The following is a 23,949-nucleotide window of genomic DNA, read 5'->3' on the forward strand; positions in this document are numbered from 1 at the left end:
ATAAATTGAAAAATAGGAATTTTCGAACGATATTAAACTACATATTGTTGCTCCTGTTTTTATCGGAATAATAGGGGAGATAGAAGATGGTAAGAAAAGGTACTAGCTTGTTCGTCTTACTTTTACTACTAATTGCAAGCGGTTGCAATAAACACACTGACTATGAAATTGTTTATTCAAAAGGGGAAGTGAAAAGCCCAACGCAAAAAAATGTAAGGAAGCAGGTTACTATTGCACTCGTTCCAAAACTCATTAATATTCCCTATTTTAATGCGGTTGAAGAAGGAGCGTTAGAGGCAGGCGAGGAACTAGGGGTTAATGTGATTTATCGAGGTCCTGCTGTAGCTGATGCCACTCAGCAAGTGAAGATTATTAATGAATTAATTGATCAGAAGGTAGACGTTATTGCCGTTTCTGCAAATGATCCAGATCAGCTGGTGCCTGTAATGAAAAAAGCACAAAGCCGGAATATCAAGGTGATCACGTGGGATGCAGATACTCACTCAAGTTCTAGGGAGTTTTTTATTAATATGGTGGACCCTGAGACACTGGGGCGGCATTTGATGGATACACTTGCCTGGACTGTAAATGAAGAAGGGGAGTTTGCTGTTATTACCGGGGCAAAATCTGCAGCTAATTTAAATTTATGGCTTAGCTGGATTAAAATTCAACAAAGGGAATATTATCCAAAAATGAACCTAGTGAAAGTAGTGGCGTCGGATGATGACCCGCATAAAGCTTACGTACTAGCCAAAAAGCTTTTAAAAGATTATCCCAAGCTAAAAGGGATCATTGGGAATTCTTCCGTTGGGCCCCCGGCTGCTGCTCAAGCTGCAAAAGAAGCAGGAAAATCAGGTGAGGTTGCCGTTGTTGGGTTATCTTCACCAAACCCAATGAATGAATATTTAAAAATAGATGCGGCCCAGGTGGTTACCCTTTGGAGCCCCAAAAAACTTGGATATCTAACAGTTGCGCTAGCTGCAAATCTTCTTTACGGGATTAAACCATATGATAGACAGGATATCCCTCAAGTGGGAAAAATTAGTGTTAACGATGATATGGTGATTATGGGGGAACCAATTGATTTTACAAAGGAAAATGTGAGTCAATATGATTTTTAAATATAAAGAATTCAAAAACTTAAAACTAATGACCAAATTGATTGTTACCTATATCTTCATTACCGTCATACCAATGGCTTTATTAGGCTATGCTGCCTACAATCAATATACAAAATCAATTGAAGAACAAGTAGGTGAGAATATACCAAAACTTTTGGAACAGGCACACGAACGAATCAATGACTATCTTCGTGATTTAAGGCAGCTTCCAGACCTCCTCTATAATTCAGGACCAGTAATTGAGGTGTTAAGAAAGGATTCCTTTCAAAACAATTCATCATTATTACAGGATAAATTTATCGTAAATAGCTATTTAAAGAAAACCTATATAAATGGTGGAAATTCGGATATATTAGGCGTATTTATTTTATCTAAAAATAGATTATTCGAAAGTTCAAAAGTGTCTTATTCGGGTTTCGAGAGTATTGAACTGCCATATGGTCAGGATATGGAGTTAAATGGGAAACAGGCTGTTATTTTTCCGGGCCAAACCAATCTGAAATTTAAGGATAACCCCCCTTACATCTTGTTAATGAGGCAGATTACCGATACAGAAAATCGTATGAATCTAGGTACAATGTTTATTGCAATCGAAATGACATCCTTTCAAACGATATTTGAGAATATAAAAACAAATAAAAATGCGGAAATTTCACTTCTGGATAAAAGCGGTTACATTATCTACCATACTACTAAGCAAAAAATTGGCAGCATGAATAAAGATTTAGTTGAATATCCCAATATTAACGGTAGTTTTCGAACGACTTCAAAGGAAGAAAACAGACTGATTAGTATAAGTAGAACAAGTCCTGATGACTGGGTACTTGAGCAGAGCGTTCCATTGAAAAATTTAACGGAAAGAACCGATATGGTTCGTAATACCACCATTATCATTTTTATTGTCGTTGTGTTACTGAGCACAGTTATTTGTATTTTTCTGGCCTGGAATGTATCAAGACCTATTCATCGTTTAACAAAACTAATGAAAAAGGTTGAACAAGGAATTTTTGATGTAGATCTCTCCATTAATAGTTCAGACGAAGTTGGGATTCTATCAAAAAGCTATAATTCAATGGTGTTAGAGATTAGAAATCTTATTAAAATGAATTATCAAATTAAATTGCAGCAAAAGGAAGCAGAACTTTATGCCCTGCAGTCTCAGATTAACCCTCATTTTATGTACAATACGCTAGAAACAATCGGAATGGCTGTTGAGGAAGGCGAAAATGATACGGTGGTAGAAATGGTGTCCCTCCTTGGGCGGATGTTACGATTTTCAATCAACAATAAAAGTAAAATGGTTTCGGTTGATGAGGAAGTCCAGCACATAAAAGACTATTTAACCATCCAAAAGATTAGATTTGAAGATCGAATTGAATTCCTAATCCATGAGGAACTCGATACAAAAGCTTTTTTTACTCCAAAGTTTATTTTACAGCCAATTGTTGAGAATGCCATCAAACATGGGCTTGACCATCAGCAAAATTTTAAGATAGAGATCACTTTAACGATTTCTCCAAATGAAGGAGAAGTTATTTTCAAAGTAAAGGATAATGGTCCTGGGATACCTGAAAAAATACTATCAGAGCTAAATAAATATCTAGATTCAGATCCAATGGGGAGAAGGGACTCTCAATTTGGTTTAATTAATGTCCATGGGAGAGTGGTCATGATCTTTGGAGAACATTATGGATTACAAATTGATAGTATGTTAAACCAAGGAACTGAGGTTTCCATCAAGATTCCTTTAATTACACAGGAGAAATTGGGAGAGTTTGTGGAAGGAGTTGAGGAGATTGAATACAAAGCAGGTTAGAACTGTAGTGGTTGATGATGAAGCTCGTATTAGACGGGGGATCGAACGTTTAGTAAAAGCATGCTCGGAGGAGTTTGAAATCGTTGGGAGTTTTTCAAGTGGAATTGAACTGCTTGACTACTTTCGTCAGGAAGAACTGGAATTTGATTTATTAATTACGGATATTAAAATGCACGGTATGGATGGACTGGATTTAATTAAGGAATTGAAGAGGTCTGTTTCATTTGAAGCGGTTGTCATAAGCGGCTTTAATGATTTTAAATATCTGCAAACGGCCATTCGCGAAGGGGCTGTTGATTATTTAGTCAAGCCGATTATCCGTGATGAATTCAGGCAGCAGCTCGGGCGGGTAAAAGAAAAAATTTATCAAAAATGGGCAGAAGAAGAACGGCTGGAGGAGATAGATACTGAGCTGCACTTTGTCAAACAGAGTCAATTATTGAGTGAACTAACTAGAGGTCTGGAAAGAGACTTGTCTGAATTGGATTGGACAAGGGATTTTCCTCAAGGAAATTATTTTCTGATTAACATATCAAAGGATGGTGTCTCGGCAGCTAATCCAAACCCTATCCCTGAACAAGAATCTAAGAGTGTAGAAAATGTCATTATTAATATCGTGGAACAAAATGATATCCATTGTTCTTATTGGCTATGGAAGGGGGACGTGTCCTGCTTTTGGGTGTTGATTCAAAACCAGGACACTGAGGAAGGTTTTGTTTTTTCGTTGGCAAAAAAGCTTCAGTACCAAATTAGGAGCATGACCCATCAATCCAATACCCTCGCTGTGAGCGAAATGTTCCAAGACCTGACACTCCTTCCAAGCATAAGGGATAATCTCCTCTCCTTGCTGCAATTCCGTTTGATTTATGGCGGAAATCAAGTATTTTCTTTTTCATCAATTGAAAGAAATGACATCAAAAAAGATAAAGTAAAAGATTCTAAGGGAATAGAGAAGATTATCAATAAAATCCTGCAATCACTTGAGCGTTTTCAAAAGGGCGATGAGACGAGAGACCTATTAAAACAATTCGTAAATGAGCTGGAAAAGCTTAACGCACCGATTGAAATTGAACGAAACATTCAATTACTAACCGTTCAGGTTGTGAATCACTTGTTAACCTACTCAAACACAAAGGATGAAATTCCATTAATACACGAAGCGCTTCATCTGACAAAAAGAGCCTCTAATTTTAGAGTTCTTAGAGAACATTTAAGCGATTGGATGCAGAAGGTTTTTACCAGCTTAGACCAAATAAACAAAAAGGAACAATCGGATCCTATAAAAACATCAAAGCAATGGATTTTAGACAATCTTGGAGAGAATATTACGATTGAAAAGATTGCACGGGAGATTCCAATGAATCCAACGTATTTTTGTGAGTATTTTAAAAATCAAACAGGAGAGACCGTTTTAGACTATGTTACAAAAACAAGAATTGAAACAGCGAAAGATTTACTTTTAACAACGGATTTAAAAATTTATGACATAGCAGAAAAGGTCGGTTATACAGACACAAAATACTTCAGCAAACTCTTCAAAAAGTATTTAGGAGAAGTCCCTTCTAAATATAAGCAAAAATTAAAAACTAGTTAACATCAAAAACTTCCTTAACAGGAGGTTTTTTTAATTTTTAGAAAATAGCCGAAAAACGACCCCCTTACCCGAAAGTTACCTCCTTTTCCCTAGTAGTAAAACTGAGTAATCTATATGTAAGCGTATGCAAACAAGCGGGTACAAACCATTCATTTCAATGGCAATGTTGGTAAAGGTCTTATCTGATAGGAGTGAAAACATGTCTGACTATGTATTAGAACTAAGAGGGATAACCAAGACCTTTCCAGGTGTTAAGGCCCTCGATAATGTTCAATTTAAATTAAAGCCAGGTGAAATCCACGCCCTGATGGGGGAAAATGGAGCAGGAAAGTCAACTTTTATTAAAGTGATTACGGGGGTTCATCAGCCCAATGAAGGAAAGATGTACTTAAATGGTCAAGGGGTTGAGTTTAGAAATCCTAATGATGCACAAAGGATGGGAATCGCAGCCATTTATCAGCATGTTACCTGTTTCCCGGATCTAAGTGTGACCGAAAATATCTTCATGGGTCACGAAAAAGTAAAAAAAGGCACGAAAAGAATTCTTTGGAAGGAAATGCACGGTGAAGCAAACCGCCTTTTGAAGGAACTCGGTGCCAATTTTGATGCAAAAACGTTAATGGGGACCCTCAGTGTTGCCCAACAGCAAATCGTTGAGATTGCAAAAGCTTTGTCAACAAATGCAAAAATTATCATCATGGATGAACCTACAGCGGCACTGACTAGAAATGAAAGTGAAGACCTTTATCGAATTACAGAAAAATTAAGAGATAGTGGAACAAGCATCATCTTTATCTCCCATCGGTTTGAAGATATGTATCGATTAGCGAGTCAAGTAACAGTTTTTCGTGATTCTAAATACATCGGGTCATGGGGAATCCATGATATCTCCAATGAAGACTTAATTGTTGCCATGGTTGGACGGGAGATTAAGAAGCTTTTCCCAAAAACTGAAGCAATAATTGGCGAAGAAATATTAAGAGTTGAAAACCTTGGTAGAACGGGATTCTTTGCAGATATATCTTTCTCGCTCCGTAAAGGAGAAATTCTTGGATTAACGGGTCTGGTTGGTGCAGGCCGCAGCGAAGTATGTCAGGCATTATTTGGAATCGACCTTGCTGATAAAGGAAAGGTTTATGTAAAAGGGGTAGACACTAGGATTACGAATCCCTTGCAAGCAATGAAGCAAGGAATCGGTTATTTACCAGAAGACAGGCAGCAGCAGGGACTTATCCTTACTTGGGGAATTGACAAAAACATTACCCTCCCGGCATTAAACCGATTATCTAATAAGGGTTGGTTAAATAGGAAAAAGGAAGATGAAATCGCAAGTCATCTATCAAAAAAAGTAAGTGTGAAATCGCCAAGTATCTATAATCTTGTCAGTTCGCTGTCAGGTGGAAACCAGCAAAAAGTAGCCGTTGCCAAGCTTCTTACTACCGATTTGGATATTATCATCCTCGATGAACCAACAAAAGGTGTGGACGTAGGAGCAAAGTCGGCCATCTATGAAATTATCAGTGACCTAGCCTGTCAAGGGTATGGAATTATTATGGTTTCCTCTGAAATGCCTGAAATCATCAGCATGTGTGACCGGATTCTTGTGATGCGTGAAGGCAGGATTACGGCTGAAATCAATGGAAAGGAAGCAACGCAGGAAGCGATATTAGAAGCGGCAATGGCAAATAAAGTGACCCATCATAATAATGGGAGATTAGAAGCCGCAGGCATATAAAGGGGGGATTAAAATTATGTCAGAAAAAACTGTAGAGAAGATTTCGATTAGTTCAAGTATTGCCCGGTTTCGGGAAGTTGGATTACTGGGATTCATCATCCTTTTATCCATCGCAGTTCAATTAAGAAATCCAAGTTTTTTAACACTTGAAAATCTTAACGATATGATTACGAATACAGCCATTTTAAGTATCCTGGCAATTGGGATGATGCTCGTAATTATTACCAGGGGTATTGATTTATCCATCGGAGCCACACTTGCCTTGTCAGGGATGATATCTGCATTGTCCGTGGGTGCTGCTCCAAACCTCCATCCAATTTGGGCCATCCTATTAGGTATAGTTATTGGGATTATCAGTGGTGGAATTCTTGGCTTAATTATTGCCAAAGGCGGGGTCCTGCCGATTATTGCAACTTTAGGTATGATGTATATCTTTAGGGGATTAACCTTTATGGTCAGCGGTGGGAAATGGGTGAGTGCTCACCAAATGCCAGACAGCTTCAAAGGAATTGCAACCGGGTCTTTTTTAGGAATCAATAACTTGATCATGATTGCTATTATTATCTATTTTATTTTCTACTATTTTATTAATCATACAAGAACAGGAAGACAGATTTATGCAGTCGGAAGTAATCCGGAATCAGCTATTATTACCGGAATTAATCATGATCGGATCATTTTCTTAGTTTACACTTTGATGGGTGGATTATCGGGTCTTGCCGGTGTTTTATGGGTATCAAAATTTGCTTCAGCACAGGGAGATACGGCCTCAGGCTATGAATTAACGGTAATTGCAGCATGTGTATTAGGAGGTGTAAATATAGCGGGGGGTTCCGGAAAAATATCAGGACTGATTTTGGGAGCGATACTGATCGGAATTTTAAATAATGCTCTTCCACTTATTAACGTGTCACCGTTCTGGCAAAGCGGGATTCAAGGCGGCATCATTTTAATTGCCGTAGTGTTAAATGCTCTAGTGAAACGAGGAGTAGATTTAAATGCTCTCATGAGGAGGCAAATTTAGCTATGGAGAATATAAGCAAAAAAGAATTTACGTTTAAGAAGTTCTTCCTCCAGTGGGAATGGATGCTTATTTTACTTTTTATTGTAATGAACATTACAAATGCCAGTTTATCACCCTTTTATTGGGATTTTAACAATTTACGAGACGCAACCATGACGTTTTTGGATAAAGCTTTCATCGTTTTTCCCATGGTGCTAATTATGATCCTGCGCGATATTGATATTTCTGTAGCATCTATTGTAGCACTCGCTTCAGTTGTCATGGCCCATTTATACTCATTGGGCGTTCCGATGGAAATCGCCGTGGTGATTTGTTTGGCAGTTGGAGCTGTCTGTGGTTTGATTAACGGATTGCTAATTGTGAAGTTTAAAGAATTATCGGCAGTTATTGTCACACTGGCAACGATGATTATTTACCGGGGGATTGCCTATATCATCCTCGAGGATCAATCAGCCGGTTCCTTTCCCGAATGGTATGGTTTCTTCGGCTGGGGATATGTTTACGGCATTCCGTTCATTTTGATTGCATTTGTTGTGATAGCAGTGATTTTTGGGCTTCTGTTACATAAAACAACATTCGGGCGCCGGGTTTATGCTATCGGTAATAATCCAACGGCGAGCCGGTTTTCAGGAGTTCAAGTGGATAAAATTAAAATTATTGTTTTTACACTTGCGGGTGTAATGGCAGCGATTACAGCACTGTTTTTAACCTCAAGAATGGGCAGCACAAGACCAAACGTTGCACTTGGTTATGAACTAGATGTGATTGCGATGGTGGTTTTAGGAGGCATTAGTACTGCAGGTGGTAAAGGAAAAATGTTAGGGGCAATCATTGCCGTTTTCCTAATTGGGTACCTTCGTTACGGACTTGGATTAATTAATATCCCAGCACAAGTGTTAATGATTATTATTGGATTGCTGTTAATCATCGCGGTTATGGTGCCGAATCTGAAGCCAAAGGCTAAAGCAAAAACAAAATCCACAAAGAGTTCATCCCAGCAAATTGCTGGCTAAGCATATTACTAAGCAGTCCAAAACTGTTTATGTATATTAAAAAAATTAATCAAAGGGGAGAAAATTGAAATGAAAAAGCTATCACTATTATTTGCTTCTATTATGCTTGTATTTTCAATGCTGGCAGCCTGCAGCCAATCTGCACCAAGTTCGAGCGGCGAAAAAAGCGGCGGCGAAAAGGATGGTAAGAAAAGATTTGCCATCGTATTCAAAAACACTGGGAATCCATATGGGGAAAAGCAAATGGAAGGGTTTAAAAATGCGATTGAAGAGCTTGGCCATGAAGCCATCTTAAAAGCTCCAGACCAGCCAACGGCTGAAGCACAAATTCAAATGATTGAAGAACTTATTTCTCAAAAAGTAGACAGTATTGCTATTGTCGGTAATGACCCGGATGCACTCCAGCCTGCATTGAAAAAGGCGATGGATCAAGGAATTAAGGTTCTTTCACTAGATTCCGCTGTAAATGCAAAGAGCCGGATGGTACACGTAAACCAGGCAGATCCTGAAAGAATTGGCCGTGTACAAATCCAGGCTATCTCTGAAATGATTGGCGGCAAGGGACAAATTGCTGTACTTAGTGCCACTTCTCAAGCAACAAACCAAAATACATGGATTGAATGGATGAAAAAAGAGCTGGAAGACCCGAAATACAAGGATATTGAACTAGTAAAAGTTGCTTATGGTGATGATTTACGTGATAAGAGTGTGTCTGAAACCGAGGCCCTATTAAAATCTTATCCAAACCTTAAAGGAATCATTGCCCCGACAACGGTTGGTATTGCTGCGGCAGGAAAAGTGTTAACAGATAAAGGGTTAAAAGGGAAGGTAAAACTTACAGGACTTGGCTTACCAAGTGAAATGGCAGAGTATATTGAAAGCGGTGTCTGTGATTGGATGTACCTATGGAATCCAATCGATGTAGGGTATCTTGCAGGTTACACAGCTGACGCACTTGTAAGCGGAAAGATCACAGGTAAGGTTGGAGATAAATTCTCTGCTGGAGAAATTGGTGACAAAGAAGTAGTTCAAGATGGAGACGGAACACAAATCATGCTCGGCGATCCATTCAAATTCGATTCAAGCAATATTGCTGAGTGGAAGGAAGTTTACTAAAATTTATTTCAAAAACTATTCTAAGAAAAGTCTGCAGATTGAATATATTCGTAAGTCTGCAGACTTTTCCTTATCTTTGAAAGAAGATATTTTTTTGTGGAATTTTATCAGAATATTTCGACTGAAATTATTGAATAAAAATATTACCGAATCGAGAGGAGAGTTTCATGATTAATATAGAGGGCAAAGTGTTTAAGAGGGTCGTTAGTTTTACGATAATTATCTCTCTGTTTTTCTTAAGCATCTTTAATTTGGAATTCACTAATACAATAGCCGCTGCAAAAGAAAAGGTTACAATAACGAATCTCGAGGTTGAAAGTACCACTAATCCAATTGGTATTGATAAGGAAAATCCAAGGTTTAGTTGGATAATGGAATCCGATATCCGTGGACAAAAACAAAGTGCCTATCAAATTATCGTCTCCACGGACAAGAAAAAGCTTAAAAAGTCTGAAGGAGATATTTGGGATACAGGGAAAATTAAATCTGACCAATCTAATAACATTAAATATGAAGGGAAAGCATTAAGCCCAACTACAAGATATTATTGGACCGTAAAAGTCTGGGATAAAGATGGAAATCAAGTGGTGCCTTCCAATGAAGCGTGGTTTGAAACAGGCTTGATGGGAACTGGATGGGATAATGCCAAATGGATTGGTGCTCCAGAATATGAATTAGATGCAAAATCTAAACCTGTTTTTAATATTGATTATGAAGTAATGATTCCTGAAGGCAGTTCGAAGGGAAGCTTTATTTTTGGTGCCAATGATCCCCGTTTAATGGATAAAAATAAAAACAACTATAGTATTGCTGGAGAAAACTTTATCAAATATGAAATTGACCTTTCAAAACTCGTAGCAGGAACCGGGTCTGCAAAGCTCAACGTCTATCGAAAGGGATATGGACCAGAAAAAGGAATTGGTCAATTAGATGAGACTAAACCAATTGCATTAGGAGATATTAGTACAATCACCTCGGAAAATAAGTACAATAAACATTCTATTAAAATAAGTGTAAGCGGTAATGCAGCCACAGCCACAGTGGATAATGTGCCAGTTTCTCTACAAAGAACATCTTATCCAAACGAGGCAGCAAACGCAAAATTGACATTGAATCCTCTAAACGCTGTGCAAGACGTACCAACTTTCCCTAGATTGAACCACATTGGTTTCTCAGTAGAGAAGAATCAACAGGCTATTTTTAGCAATATTGCGATATCTGAAGTCAGAGCACCGAACTCCGTAGTCTTTAAGGAAGATGTTAATACCAAGTATGCGGGTATTTTTAAAGAGGCGATTGACGGGTCAAAAGTAAAAATTGAAAATGGTGCCTTCAATGTAAATGGCGGTAACGACGGAGTTACTATTTATAAAGATCCAAGTCATACATCTGTTCCGATGTTACGGACCGAATTGAAAGTAGAAAAGAAGGTTAAAACGGCTAGACTTTATGCTACTGCGCGTGGAATCTATGAATTCTATATCAATGGTGAAAGAGTTGGTCAGGATTATTTCAACCCAGGCTCAACTGAATATTCTAAGAGAATCATGTACCAATCTTATGATGTAACAGACCTGGTTAAAATAGGTAATAATGCCATTGGAGCAATGCTAAGTTCGGGTTGGTGGAGTGATCAAATGACCTTTAACCTCTCCAATTATAATTACTTTGGGGATCGTCAATCATTGCTTGGCAAACTTGTTATTACCTATGAAGATAATAGCTCGGAAACTATTGTGACAGACCCTGATACTTGGAAATATTTTGGCGAGGGACCGATCACCTATTCTGGCTTCTTTAATGGAGAAGACTATGATGCTACACGTGAAAGTTTCATAGATGGATGGGATCAACCAGGATACGATGATCGTTCTTGGACCAATGCTGTCGTCATTACACCACAGCCTGCTTTTGCCAATCCAGAGATTGTTGCACAGATTGGAGACAATGTTCATAAAGTTGAAGAGATCACCGCAAAATCATATAGTGAGCCTAGACCGGGCGTATATGTATATGACATGGGTGTCAATATGGTGGGCTTACCAAAAGTTTCTCTAAAGGGGAAAAAAGGGGAAAAAGTGACATTCCGTACCGCGGAAATGTTATATCCTGACTTACCTGAATATAAAAATATGAACGGATCGAGCATGGTTGGGATGATCCTCACGGAAAACTATCGTGCTGCACTTAGTACAGATACTTATATTATGAATGGTAATAAAAAGGGTGAAACCTATCAGCCGCGCTTTACTTTCCATGGATATCGCTATCTTGAAATTACGGGATTAGATGCCCCGCTTTCACCCGAGGATGTAAAGGGAGTTGTATTAAGTTCACTAAGAGAGCAAACAGGCAGTTATGAAACATCCAACCCATCAATTAACCAACTTTATAAAAATATTAACCGTTCACAATACGGAAACTTTTTAAGTATTCCTACTGATACACCTGCACGTGATGAACGGATGGGCTGGGCAGGAGACGCCCAAGTTTTTGCACGAACAGCTACCTATAATGCGGATGTACAGCAATTTTTTGCTAGATTTACAACTACGTTAAGAGATAGCCAAGCCGCTGATGGCGGGTATCCAATCTACGCACCAAACTATACCATTAATCCGCAATCAGGCGGATGGGTAGCATGGGCGGCTGCGGGTATCATTTTACCGTATGAGACTTATCAACAGTACGGTGATACAAATTTGATTCAAGAACACTATGTTTCAATGCAAAGATTTATTAATTCGATTAAAGACGGCGGAAAAATTAATGGCAATCAGTTTCTCACAAACAAAACCGGTCTAGCAGATCACCTTTCACTTACAGCAACTGATACACCATTATTAGTGAATGCAATTTATGGTTATGTCGTAAGCCGGATGGCGATTATGGCAGAGGCAATTGGTAAAACTGATAACGCAAAAGAATATCAGCAACTATATGAAAATATTAAGGCTGAATGGAATAAAGCCTTTGTGGATTCTGCCACATTTAAGACCAAGTCGTTTACTGGTGTTTTACAGGATACACAAGCTTCATACTCCTTACCACTTGCATATGACATGTTTAGTGCCGAAAACAAACCACATGCTGCAGCCCGCCTTGCCGATCTCACAAAAGAGTTGGGATATATCGTTACAACTGGTTTTGTCGGTACTGCACCATTAAATCCGGCATTATCAGAAAATGGTTATGATGAAGTGGCGTATAGGCTGCTCGAGTCTACGAAATATCCGTCATGGCTTTACCCAGTAGTAAATGGCTCTACTTCTATGTGGGAAAGATGGAATTCCTACACGCATGAGAATGGATTCGGCGGTAATAATGGAATGAACTCCTTTAACCATTATGCATTAGGAGCAGTCGGTGCCTGGATGTATAATCATTCTCTAGGTATTCTGCGTGATGTTAATCAACCAGGATTTAAGCATATAATCTTTAAACCAGCCTATGGCGGTGAAGTAACATTTGCAAAAGGTCACTATGATTCCGTGTATGGCCGAATTAGCAGCGGATGGGAACTTAAGAATGGAACTTTCAACTATAGTGTAACTGTTCCGGCAAATACAACTGCTAACGTCTATCTTCCTGCAACCGACGTTAATAAAGTCAAGGAAGGCGGACAGCCAATTGCCAAGGCAAAAGGTGTAAAGTTTATCGAATTTAAAGATGGTAAAGCTGTTTACGAACTTGAGTCAGGAAGCTATGAGTTCAGTTCAACCATAAAGTAGTTTAGCAGTAAAAAAGCTTGCAGATGATCCATTGTCTGCAAGCTTTTTCTTAAGTTATGACCGGCAAATAAGGACAATAAATTGGTCGACTCAGGATATAGGAAAATTGTAGTTTTCTAGTAAGATAGAGATTACAGTAAGCGTTTCCAATTGGAAGGTGATGTATATGACAAAATACAGTATCGCTTTAGATATTGGTGCCTCGAGCGGGAGACTTATTTTAGGCTATCTCGAGAATGGCACCTTAAAACTAGACGAGATTCATCGCTTTGAAAACAAAATTGTTAAAAAAGGTGAGTCCTATTGCTGGGAAGCCGATAAACTTTTTCAAGAGATTAAAAAGGGACTAAAAAAATGCAAGGAATTGGGTATTAGGCCGGACAGCATCGGAATTGATACATGGGCAGTAGACTTTGTTTTGTTAGATGAAAATGACCAGCCATTAACAGAAGCTGTATCTTACCGAGATCCTCGGACCGACGGCATGATGGAGGAAGTGTTTCAGTTATTTTCAAAAGAAAGACTCTATCTAGAAACCGGCATCCAGTTCCAGAAGTTTAATACGGTATATCAATTATTCTCGATGAAAAGAAACACCCAAGAGATTCTTGATAAAGCTAAATCATTCTTAATGATTCCGGATTACTTTAATTATTTGCTTACAGGAAAAAAAGCAAACGAATACACAAACGCTACATCCACACAACTAGTCAATGCGTTTACGAAAAAATGGGATCATGACTTATTGGATCTATTGGGAATTAATAAAGAGATGTTCCATGAAATTAAGACACCTAAGACCGTTCTTGGAACGCTAACAGAAGAACTAGTTTCAGAGCTAGGATTTGACCTTCAAGTGATACTACCGGCCACACATGATACAGGTTCAGCGGTTATTGCCGTACCAGAAGAAAATGAAACAATTTATATCAGTTCTGGTACATGGTCATTGATTGGCGTAGAAAACTCCTTCCCAATCTGTATCACCAAAGCACTGGACTACAATTTCACCAATGAAGGCGGAATTGATTATCAATATCGGTTCTTAAAAAATATTATGGGTCTCTGGATGATTCAAGAGGTAAGACGCAACTATAATAATGAATATTCGTTTGCCGAACTTGTCGATTTAGCTAGAGAAGCGAAAGACTTCAGAGCTATTGTTAACGTCAATGATGATCGTTTCTTAAAACCAGTGAACATGATCCAGGAAATCATGAATTATTGTGTGCAAACAGCACAGCCGATCCCAAGCACACCGGGTGAAGTCGCAAAATGCGTATATGATAGTTTAGCAGTTAGCTATCAGGATGCCGTGAATGAAATCGAAGAAATTTTTGAAAAGAGATTTGAAAAAATTAATGTCATCGGCGGCGGCTGTCAAAATGAAATGTTGAATCAACTGGTGGCGGATGTAACGAGGAAAGAGGTATATGCAGGGCCAGTTGAAGCGACAGCGATTGGCAATATCGTTGCTCAATTAATGGCTCTAGATGAAATCAATGATATTAAAGAAGCACGTAGAATTATTAAAAATTCATTTGAAGTTAAAAAATATATGCCTACTGCACCGATTACAAACTAACAGATAGAGAGGAAGAATGTCATGTCTATTCAAGAAAACTACGAACTTGCTAAAAAAGCTTATGAAAAATGGGGAATTAATGTTGATGAAGTCATCGGAAAATTAAAAAATGTTCCTATCTCTATTCATTGCTGGCAGGGGGATGATGTTGGCGGATTTGAAGTAAATCCGAACGAATTATCTGGTGGAATTTCCGTTACTGGTAATTATCCAGGTAAAGCATCAACACCGGAAGAATTAAGAGCAGACTTAGAAAAAGCACTTTCCTTGATTCCAGGAAAACATCGCGTCAATTTACATGCGATTTATGCGGAAACAAATGGAGAAGTAGTGGAAAGAGATCAATTAGAACCAAAGCACTTTGAAAACTGGGTGAAATGGGCAAAAGAAAATGGCTTAGGGTTAGACTACAACCCAACATTGTTTTCACATCCGAAAGCAGATGATGGCTTAACACTATCACATCCAAACGAAGAAATCCGGGAATTCTGGATTAATCACTGCATTGGCAGCCGGAAAATTGGTGAGTACTTCGGTAAAGAACTTGGTACACCAGCATTAACAAACATTTGGATTCCAGATGGGTACAAGGATATTCCAAGTGACCGCCTCACACCAAGAAAGAGATTAAAAGAATCATTAGATAAGATTTTTGCGGTGGAAACTGATGAAAACTATAACTTAGATGCGGTTGAAAGCAAGGTATTCGGTATTGGTTCCGAATCATATGTAGTGGGATCCCATGAATTTTATTTAAACTATGCAATGAAAAACAATAAATTGTGTTTATTAGATACCGGTCACTACCATCCAACAGAAACTGTATCTAACAAAATTTCATCTATGCTTTTATTCAGCGAAAAGCTTGCCCTGCATGTTTCAAGACCGGTACGTTGGGACAGTGACCATGTTGTTATTTTAGATGATGAACTTAAAGAAATTGCTTTAGAAATTGTACGTAATGATGCCTTAGACCGTGTCATTATTGGACTTGATTTCTTTGATGCGAGCATAAACCGTGTGGCTGCTTGGACAATCGGCACACGCAACATGATTAAGGCTTTATTATCTGCTATGTTAGTACCAAACGATTATCTTAAGCAGCTTCAAGAAGAAGGCAACTTCACTGAAAGATTAGCTTTAATGGAAGAATTCAAGACTTATCCATTTGGTGCTGTTTGGGATTACTACTGTGAAAAAATGGGCGTTCCAGTAAGAGAGTCTTGGCTAGAAGAAGTAAAAGCGTATGAGCAAGAAGTTTTATTAAAGCGATAACTTGTGATGGAAGACTCAAATAGGAGATTTATAGGCTCCGTTGGGTCTTTTTTTGGATTTATTTCTTAAATTAGAAAGGGATTATACAAAATATAGGGAAAATATTACGAAGTTTTAAGTTATTATACAAAATAACGAGTAGATTCTACAAAAAATGTAAATCAATTCCCAATTCAGTTTAATTTCGTTTTGAAAAAAAGGGTGGGCATATTAAAAGTATAATTTTTGTTTGTTTTCCAAAGATATATGGTATAGTTATAGTGATAATAAAGATAAATCAAACATAAAACAACATAAATAAAAATTTATTCAGCAGGAAGGGGCAGCACTAGTGCTAGTTGCAGAAAGACAAAAAAAGATTGTGGACTTAGTTAATGAGCGGTTGAGTATTCGGGTCACGGAGCTTAGTAAAATTTTCTCAGTAACAGAAGAAACGATACGGCGTGATCTTGAAAAGCTTGAAAAAGAAAATCTCTTAATGCGCAGCCATGGCGGGGCAGTTAGTATTGAAAAGGATCAGGGGGAGACCTCTTATTTAGAAAGGGAAATCACTAACGCTGCCGAGAAAAAAGCAATAGCTGTAGAAGCGATTCGTTCTATCGAGCCAGGGGATCAAATCGTCTTAGACGCAAGTACAACGGCATGGTATGTGGCGAAGGAACTGCCTGATATGCCTTTAACGGTTCTGACAAATTCGATAAAAGTCGCCATTGAACTTAGTAAAAAAGAACAAATCAAGGTGATCTCCACGGGGGGAACGCTGCTTTCACAATCTCTTTCATATGTTGGACCGCTTGCAGAACGTTCTCTGGGTATGTACCACGTAAATAAGGCGTTTCTTTCCTGTAAAGGGGTTCATTTAGAAAAGGGATTAAGTGACTTTAATGAATCACAAGCCTTATTAAAAAAACAGATGATGGAAATTTCAGATGAAACCATCTTAATGGTTGACTCGAGTAAATTTGGAACACGAGCCTTTTCACAAATTGCACCTGTTTCCACCATCGACTGCATTATTACCGATTCAAAAATAAATGAAAAAACTAGAAATGAACTCGAGGATATAAAGATAAAGTTATTAATTGTAAACTAGCAGACCATGTCCCGGTCTGTTTTTTTATGCACTTATAGAGTAAATAGAGGCATACTCTGTAAAAAAACAAATTGATGCCCAATCCAGATGGTTGATAAAAATGAATTTTAAATAAAAATAATCAAATGATTAATTAGTTATATACCAATAAAAAATGACTATCAGTTGGTTTACATTTTGACAGTCATTTTTTTACATTTATTTAAATTACTTTTCACTGAATTTGATGAACTTGTCTTGATGTCTTAAAATCCATGAAACTCTTTGTGCAGCCTTACGAATATACTTCTTGACCGTATCAATAGAGTCAACCTCGTCCCAATATCGGCCGAGAAAATGGATAAACACGTCTAAACTTCTAAGCCGGATTAGAAGAGGAAGGGCATGAATTTCTCCTTTTGTCAGATTAATCCTACTGCCATATCCTGTTAGGAAGGCGGTAATCTTTTTGAAAATAATAGTCTCATCCTCTTCATCATCTATAAAATCGGACATAGCAACCGCAACTTCCATCATTCGTAAATCATGTGTAACAAATTCAAAATCAAGAATGGCGGAAATCTTTCCATCCCCACCCGAAAGAATGTTGGTAGCATTTAAATCTCCATGAACGAGCTGGTGAGGAAGGCTTTTTAAAAACGAGACACTGTCTTGAAAGGAAACTAGTTGTTTATAGATTATTAATAATTCTTGAGTTAACTCCACAAAGTCTTCTGGTGGATTGAGGGAAAAAACTTTAATCTGATCCAAAGAACATCTTGGGTGTGTACTATTCATATCATAATACGGTCTGTATACTGGCGGTTGATTTACATTGACCTCGGCAAGTTCTGCAGTAAGTTGACCAGCCGCCTTACCAAAAGAATAGATTTGATCTAAGTCTTCTAGGGCAGGATTCGTCCCATTGATAAATTTAAACACCCCCGCAAGATTTCCAGATTTAGTTTTGACAATGGTTTGCCCATCTATTGTTTTCATTGGTACTGGAATGGAAAAGGAAAAGGGCCGTTCGATTAATGCTAGTAATACAGCATGTTCATAGTTTACCTTGTCTTTATCTTGATGGGTTTGGTATATTCTCAGTACGTATTTCTCATTATTTGCCAGAATAAATAGGGTTGTATTGTTTTTCCCACTTGGCCCGGGAACAATCTCCCAATTCTCAAAAGGAAAGTACAAAGGTACTATTTCTTCAATATATGATAAATATTTTTTCATCTTATTCAAAAATCCTTTTTTTAAAAAGAAGTCTATCACGTACAGGAACAAGAGGAAAGTATTTTTGAATAGGCAATTTGGGAAATCCTTGGAGATGAAGCTGTTCAATACCATTTTGAAGGTTAACAAGTTAATCAAACATTATGTGAAAATATGGTAAAATAGGATAAGGTATACATTTGGAACAGAGAGAAGGTGGCTTTATGAAATCAAATGATAAATTCACAGGAAAAGCAGAGGTATATGCAAAATATCGTCCCAGCTATCCTATTGAATATATGGAATATTTAATTTCTGAAGCTGTTTTAAAGGAGGGTAATATTATTGCAGATATTGGCTCCGGGACTGGAATATTTAGCAATCAGCTTCTTGAACGAGGATACTCAGTAATCGGAGTGGAGCCAAATGATGATATGAGAACAGTTGCGGAACAAAATTTGATGACGAATTCCCGTTTTATTTCCATTAAGGGCACGGCTGAAAACACAACTTTAAATGATAATAGTATAGATCTAGTAACAGTAGCTCAGGCATTTCATTGGTTCGACATGGAGCCGTTCAAATTGGAATGTCAACGGATTTTGAAACAGGATGGTAGAGTGGCCCTTGTCTGGAATAGCCGAGATGGGGCAAGCGATATTAACAAGGAAAGTGCAGAGGTTTGCCAAAAGTACTGCCCAAATTTTAAAGGATTTAGCGGCGGTATCGAGGAAACTCCGATTGCATTTCAGCAATTTTTTAAAGATGGAAAGTATGATTTAAATTACTTTCGCAATGACCTGCAATTTAATTTAAGTGGATTTTTGGGAAGATACTTATCCGCTTCCTATTCCCCAAAAAAGACCGACGAGGAATATCATCCATTCATTACAGCATTATCAAATCTATTTGAAAAATATAGCAATCATGGGCAAATAGTTATTCCAAATATCACAAGAAGCTATTTGGGTAAAGTGTAATTATTTAAATGATGATTATTGTTAACTTTATAACAAAGTATTCTTCTTTTATAATAATGACAACAATGTAGGCTTTATTTCATACCATATTTGGGGGTGAAAAAATGCCAAGAGTAAATTACCGTAGTTCAGACGTTGACTTAATGGCTAGGATGATGAGAGCAGAAGCCGAAGGCGAAGGAAAACAAGGAATGTTATATGTAGGAAATGTAATTGTAAATCGCCTTAAAGCAGATTGTTTAGACTTTAAAGGGTTAAGAAAAATTCCAGATGTCATTTTTCAAGTACAAGGAGGAAATTTTTCCTTTGAAGCTGTTCAAAAAGGAAATGTATTTTATCAAAGAGCGAGAACTGCTGAAAAAAGATTAGCAAAACAGAATTTGGATTATTGGAGAGAACACCCAGGAAAGTATGCACTTTGGTATTTTAATCCATATGCTCCATGCCCTCCAACATGGTACGGTCAACCACAATCTGGCCAATTTAAAAACCATTGTTATTATGAACCAAAAGCTGGAACATGTGATAGTGTTTATAAGGGAAGTTAAGCTTACTCGTTTGAGTAAGCTTTTTCTGTTCTTGGTGTTCGAGCTGAAAATAGTAAGTAGGACACATATCGGCCTGATTTCAGTCAAAACGGGTCACGTAGAAGTAGTCTACGTGACCCGTTTCACTCATTCAATTATCTTTCCAGTCAAAGTTTTCGATAAAATTAACAAACGCCTTAACAACATTCCAATCCATAGCTTCCTTATGATAATACATCCACGTTCTCCGCAAAATCGGATTTCCTTCTTGGTCTTTTAAGTGGATTTTGTTTAAGTCTTCTATCCCTTTAAGTACTCGACTAGACAAAATGCAATAGCCTAAACCATTTATAACCATTTCCTTACATGGGTCTACTTGGTCGACTTCAATACTTATAAAAGGGGCTTCAGAAAAATTTTCAGCCCACCAATGATCAATGACTGATTTTAATAAGTAATCCCCTCTATATTCAATTCTTGGAAGACGAGGGAGATCTTTCATATCAAACTCATTTTTTGAAGCAATGCAAATAGTTTCCTCAAACAATTGATATTTTGATAATCCCCGCCAGCCATAATCTCCACGGACAAAGCTGATATGAACGTCCTTATTATGAATAAGTTGAGTCACATCTCTGCTCCATCCCGTCGTTACTTTGAATTCCACATGCGGATATTGCATTTTAAATAATTTCAAAATATAGGGAAGTTCATAATTCGCGAAAAAATTGGAAACCCCCAATTTCAACGTACCTACCACTTCATCACTTTCGTTATTACTCATATTTTGGACATTTTCTTTTATCATTTCATAATGCGCGAGGGCCTCCTCAGCACAATGAACAAGGTATTCTCCTTGTGGGGTAAAATGCACTCCCCTGCTTTCACGGGTGACGATTTTTACGCCTAGTTCTTCCTGCATATGCTTTAATCGAGTCGTTAATGCGGGTTGAGTAAGAAATAAGAGGCGAGCTGTTTTTGTTAGATTCTTTTGATGATAAAGCACCTTTAGTATTTCCCAATCACGGTAATCCATTTTTCCACCCATCTATCTGATATTAATATTTTTTATAAGTTAATATAATTTTTTAGCATTTTATTTATTTCAATTATTACATTATCCTTAACCTTAAGCAATTGAAAATTACTTATTAAATAATCTGAAATTAGTCATATAAAGTAAGACAACAATGGAGGAATTGTGAATGGGAGTCCAGAAAAACCTGCATAATCCATGGCGGAAATTCAATGGTCCAAACCTTGGCTATGTTATTGAACAATACGAGCGGTATACGAACGGAGAAGAAGCTATTGATCCAAAATTAAGAGAGCTTTTTATAAAATGGGGCTCACCATTGTCTTTTGAGTCAAGTCATATCGAAGAAACCCAAAATAATGAATCTTTCAATTCTAATAATTCCACAAATATACAGAAAGTACTGAAAGTGGTAAAGCTGCTTGAGGACATTCGTTCAAACGGTCATTTAGCGGCAAACATGAACCCATTAAAGTGGAATCAACAAAATCAAGAGTTGTTTCAGCCCGAAAAATATGGGGTTAGTGAACAAGAACTGAAAGCGATTCCAGCAATCCTCGTATGGGAAGAGGCCCCTGTAGGGATACAAACTGCGTGGGATGCTCTCAATCATTTAAAAAGTGTATATACCTCTACATTAGCCTATGAATTTAACCATGTGCAACAGATGGATGAACAAGCCTGGTTAACTCAAATGGTGGAGACAGGTTCCTTGCATCGGTCTTTATCGAAAGAAGAGCAAACGAACTTGCTGCAGAGCCTAACAGAGGTTGAAGGATTTGAACAGTTTTTGCATAAGACCTTTGTCGGACAAAAGAGATTCTCCATTGAAGGCGTAGATATGCTAGTACCAATGCTGAATGAAGCAGTGCACGAAGGCGTTGAGGATGGAGCACGAAATGTCGTGATTGGTATGGCGCATCGCGGCCGCTTAAGTGTCCTTTCACATGTGTTAAACAAACCATACAGCAAGATGTTCGCTGAATTTCAGCATTCGTCTGCTAAACAACAGGGTCCGTCAGAAGATTTAGTCGACATAAGTGAAGGCTGGACTGGAGATGTGAAATACCATCTTGGACGTAATCGATTCATGGAAGGTCCCGGTAATGTGCGCGCACGGATTACCTTAGCCAATAACCCGAGTCATCTTGAATTTGTCAATCCGGTAGTTGAAGGGTTTGCAAGAGCTGCCCAAGAAGAACGAAAAAATACAGGTTACCCTAAGCAGGATATGAATAAGGCGTTTGCCATTTTAGTTCATGGCGATGCAGCCTTTCCAGGCCAGGGGATTGTAGCGGAGACCCTGAATTTAAGCGGGTTAAAAGGATATAAAACAGGTGGAACGATCCATATCATTGCTAACAACATGGTTGGTTTTACAACCGATAGCCATGATTCTCGCTCAACGAGATACTCCAGTGACTTAGCAAAAGGATTTGAGATTCCAATCGTACATGTTAATGCGGACGATCCAGAAGCCTGTCTAGCCGCTGTTCGACTTGCTTATCAATACCGTGCCAAGTTCCAAAAAGACTTTTTGATTGATTTAGTTGGATACCGCCGATTTGGCCACAATGAAATGGACGATCCAGCGGTCACCCAACCGCAGGTATACAAAAAAGTTGTGAACCATCCAACTGTAAGAGCTGTGTATGCAAATCAGTTGAAAGAAAGAGGCATTCTCAATCAAGAAGATGTTGAGCTAATGAATCGCAGCGTACAAGAAATGTTGCAAGTAGAGTATGAAAAAGTGTCAGAGAAGAAGCAGAGTGAACACATTTCAGAAGTAGAGGTTCCGATGGTAATCGCCAAAGGAATTCCATCGTTGGAAACAAGTGTGCCACTTGATACGCTTCGTGAAATAAACCAAGATTTGCTGAAATGGCCGGAAGGTTTTCATGTTTATCCAAAATTAAAGCGGATTTTGGAGCGTCGTGGAACGGCACTAGAAGAAAACGGTAAAGTAGAATGGGCGGTAGCAGAGGTGCTGGCATTTGCGTCGATGTTAAAGGATGGTACGCCGATTCGTCTCACTGGCCAAGATTCAGAACGTGGAACGTTTGCGCAACGGCACATTGTACTGCACGACGCAGAAACAAACGAAACGTATTCTCCATTGCACAATCTTCCGCAAGCAAAAGCATCATTTGCGGTTCATAATAGTCCGCTGTCAGAAGCAGCTGTTGTAGGTTTTGAATATGGATACAATGTATTTGCTCCTGAAACACTTGTCATGTGGGAAGCACAATATGGCGACTTTGCAAATACAGCGCAGCCACTCTATGATCAATTTGTTTCATCTGCAAGGGCAAAATGGGGACAAAAATCAGGCCTTATTCTCCTGCTGCCTCATGGGTATGAAGGCCAAGGTCCGGAGCATTCCAGTGCCCGCCCTGAACGGTTTTTACAGTTAGCGGCTGAAAACAACTGGACGGTTGCCAACCTGACAAGTGCTGCCCAATATTTTCATATTTTACGCCGCCAAGCCTCCATCTTAGGATCAGAGTTTGTTCGACCATTAGTGATTATGACACCAAAGAGTCTGCTCCGTCACCCGTTAGTTGCATCTACTGGTACTGCTTTAAGCGAAGGTCATTTCCAAACAGTTTTGGAACAGCCTGAACTAGGAAAAGCGCTGGAAAAGGTAAGACGCTTAGTTTTAACAACGGGTAAGATGGCCATCGATCTGGCTGTAGAAATCGACTCAAACAAAGAAAATCAAAATCTAGAAGAGGTACACATTGCTCGAATCGAACAATTGTATCCATTTCCTGAGGAAAAGGTAGAAGCCATCATAAAGCGGTACCCTAACTTAAAGGAAATTGTTTGGGTGCAGGAAGAACCGAAAAATATGGGTGCGTGGCATTATATCGCTCCAACTCTCTTTGAACTTGCAGCTGGCAGACTGACTGTAGGTTACATTGGGCGTCAAGAGCGTTCAAGTACAGCGGGCGGAGATCCAACCGTTCATAAAAATGAACAAGAACGGATTATCAAACAGGCTCTGAACTATATTGAATCAAATAGATACTCAGAAACAAGAAATAGAACTAGTTACTAATTCCATTTCCGGAAGATAATTTAAGTAGAAATACTACCTTATAGA

The 23,949-nt window shown here is 38.4% G+C and carries 15 protein-coding genes and 1 pseudogene; 14 read left to right on the forward strand and 2 right to left on the reverse strand.

Going from position 1 to position 23,949, the window contains the following annotated elements; all coding sequences use genetic code 11:
• Positions 1-86: 86 nt before the first annotated feature.
• The 11 genes from FS608_RS09250 (at position 87) to FS608_RS09300 (ending at position 17,103) form a co-directional block, all read left to right on the forward strand.
• Positions 87-1,121: an autoinducer 2 ABC transporter substrate-binding protein gene (locus tag FS608_RS09250; RefSeq protein WP_144549216.1), complete on the forward strand. Its 1,035-nt coding sequence runs from the start codon at positions 87-89 to the stop codon at positions 1,119-1,121.
• Entirely contained in the window at positions 1,111-2,937 is a 1,827-nt protein-coding gene (locus FS608_RS09255) for a cache domain-containing sensor histidine kinase (protein ID WP_144549219.1), read from the forward strand. Before FS608_RS09250 ends, FS608_RS09255 begins: the two co-directional genes overlap by 11 nt.
• Positions 2,918-4,531, forward strand: coding sequence for a response regulator (locus tag FS608_RS09260; protein WP_186328657.1), 1,614 nt, complete (start codon positions 2,918-2,920; stop codon positions 4,529-4,531). The genes FS608_RS09255 and FS608_RS09260 overlap by 20 nt, the downstream gene beginning before the upstream one ends.
• Positions 4,532-4,730: 199 nt before the next feature.
• Positions 4,731-6,266, forward strand: coding sequence for a sugar ABC transporter ATP-binding protein (locus FS608_RS09265; RefSeq protein ID WP_144549223.1), 1,536 nt, complete (start codon positions 4,731-4,733; stop codon positions 6,264-6,266).
• A gap of 16 nt (positions 6,267-6,282) precedes the next feature.
• The gene (locus FS608_RS09270; RefSeq protein WP_144549226.1) at positions 6,283-7,290 is read left to right on the forward strand and encodes an ABC transporter permease; all 1,008 of its coding nucleotides are present in this window, start codon (positions 6,283-6,285) and stop codon (positions 7,288-7,290) included.
• A gap of 2 nt (positions 7,291-7,292) precedes the next feature.
• Complete coding sequence (locus FS608_RS09275; protein ID WP_144549228.1) at positions 7,293-8,303, forward strand: ABC transporter permease; 1,011 nt, start codon at positions 7,293-7,295, stop codon at positions 8,301-8,303.
• A 69-nt stretch (positions 8,304-8,372) separates the two neighbouring features.
• A complete protein-coding gene (gene rhaS / locus FS608_RS09280; RefSeq protein WP_144549230.1) occupies positions 8,373-9,419 on the forward strand; it encodes a rhamnose ABC transporter substrate-binding protein in 1,047 nt (348 codons plus the stop codon).
• A 167-nt stretch (positions 9,420-9,586) separates the two neighbouring features.
• Entirely contained in the window at positions 9,587-13,150 is a 3,564-nt protein-coding gene (locus FS608_RS09285) for a glycoside hydrolase family 78 protein (protein ID WP_144549232.1), read from the forward strand.
• A gap of 166 nt (positions 13,151-13,316) precedes the next feature.
• Positions 13,317-14,735 carry a rhamnulokinase gene (rhaB, locus tag FS608_RS09290; protein WP_144549234.1) on the forward strand — a complete coding sequence of 473 codons (1,419 nt, stop codon included), beginning with the start codon at positions 13,317-13,319 and terminating at the stop codon, positions 14,733-14,735.
• Between the two features lie 21 nt (positions 14,736-14,756).
• Complete coding sequence (gene rhaA / locus FS608_RS09295) at positions 14,757-16,010, forward strand: L-rhamnose isomerase (RefSeq protein ID WP_144549237.1); 1,254 nt, start codon at positions 14,757-14,759, stop codon at positions 16,008-16,010.
• A gap of 331 nt (positions 16,011-16,341) precedes the next feature.
• Positions 16,342-17,103, forward strand: a complete 762-nt coding sequence (locus FS608_RS09300) for a DeoR/GlpR family DNA-binding transcription regulator (protein WP_144549238.1) — start codon at positions 16,342-16,344, stop codon at positions 17,101-17,103.
• 207 nt (positions 17,104-17,310) lie between these two features.
• Here the strand turns inward: FS608_RS09300 and FS608_RS09305 are convergent, their stop codons facing one another.
• Positions 17,311-18,321 carry a phosphotransferase enzyme family protein gene (locus tag FS608_RS09305; protein ID WP_186328658.1) on the reverse strand — a complete coding sequence of 337 codons (1,011 nt, stop codon included), beginning with the start codon at positions 18,319-18,321 and terminating at the stop codon, positions 17,311-17,313.
• Between the two features lie 203 nt (positions 18,322-18,524).
• Between FS608_RS09305 and FS608_RS09310 the strand changes: the two genes are divergently transcribed.
• Both FS608_RS09310 and FS608_RS09315 read left to right on the forward strand, forming a co-directional pair.
• Positions 18,525-19,280, forward strand: coding sequence for a class I SAM-dependent methyltransferase (locus FS608_RS09310; RefSeq protein ID WP_144549242.1), 756 nt, complete (start codon positions 18,525-18,527; stop codon positions 19,278-19,280).
• A 104-nt stretch (positions 19,281-19,384) separates the two neighbouring features.
• Entirely contained in the window at positions 19,385-19,828 is a 444-nt protein-coding gene (locus FS608_RS09315) for a cell wall hydrolase (protein ID WP_144549244.1), read from the forward strand.
• Between the two features lie 130 nt (positions 19,829-19,958).
• Here FS608_RS09315 and FS608_RS09320 read toward each other — a convergent pair whose 3' ends face one another.
• Positions 19,959-20,843, reverse strand: a complete 885-nt coding sequence (locus FS608_RS09320) for a LysR family transcriptional regulator (protein WP_144549246.1) — start codon at positions 20,841-20,843, stop codon at positions 19,959-19,961.
• Between the two features lie 169 nt (positions 20,844-21,012).
• Here FS608_RS09320 and FS608_RS09325 point away from each other — a divergent pair.
• Positions 21,013-23,923, forward strand: a pseudogene (locus FS608_RS09325) (2-oxoglutarate dehydrogenase E1 component).
• The last annotated feature ends 26 nt before the right edge of the window (positions 23,924-23,949 follow it).

It is taken from the genome of Bacillus sp. X1(2014), assembly GCF_007678255.1.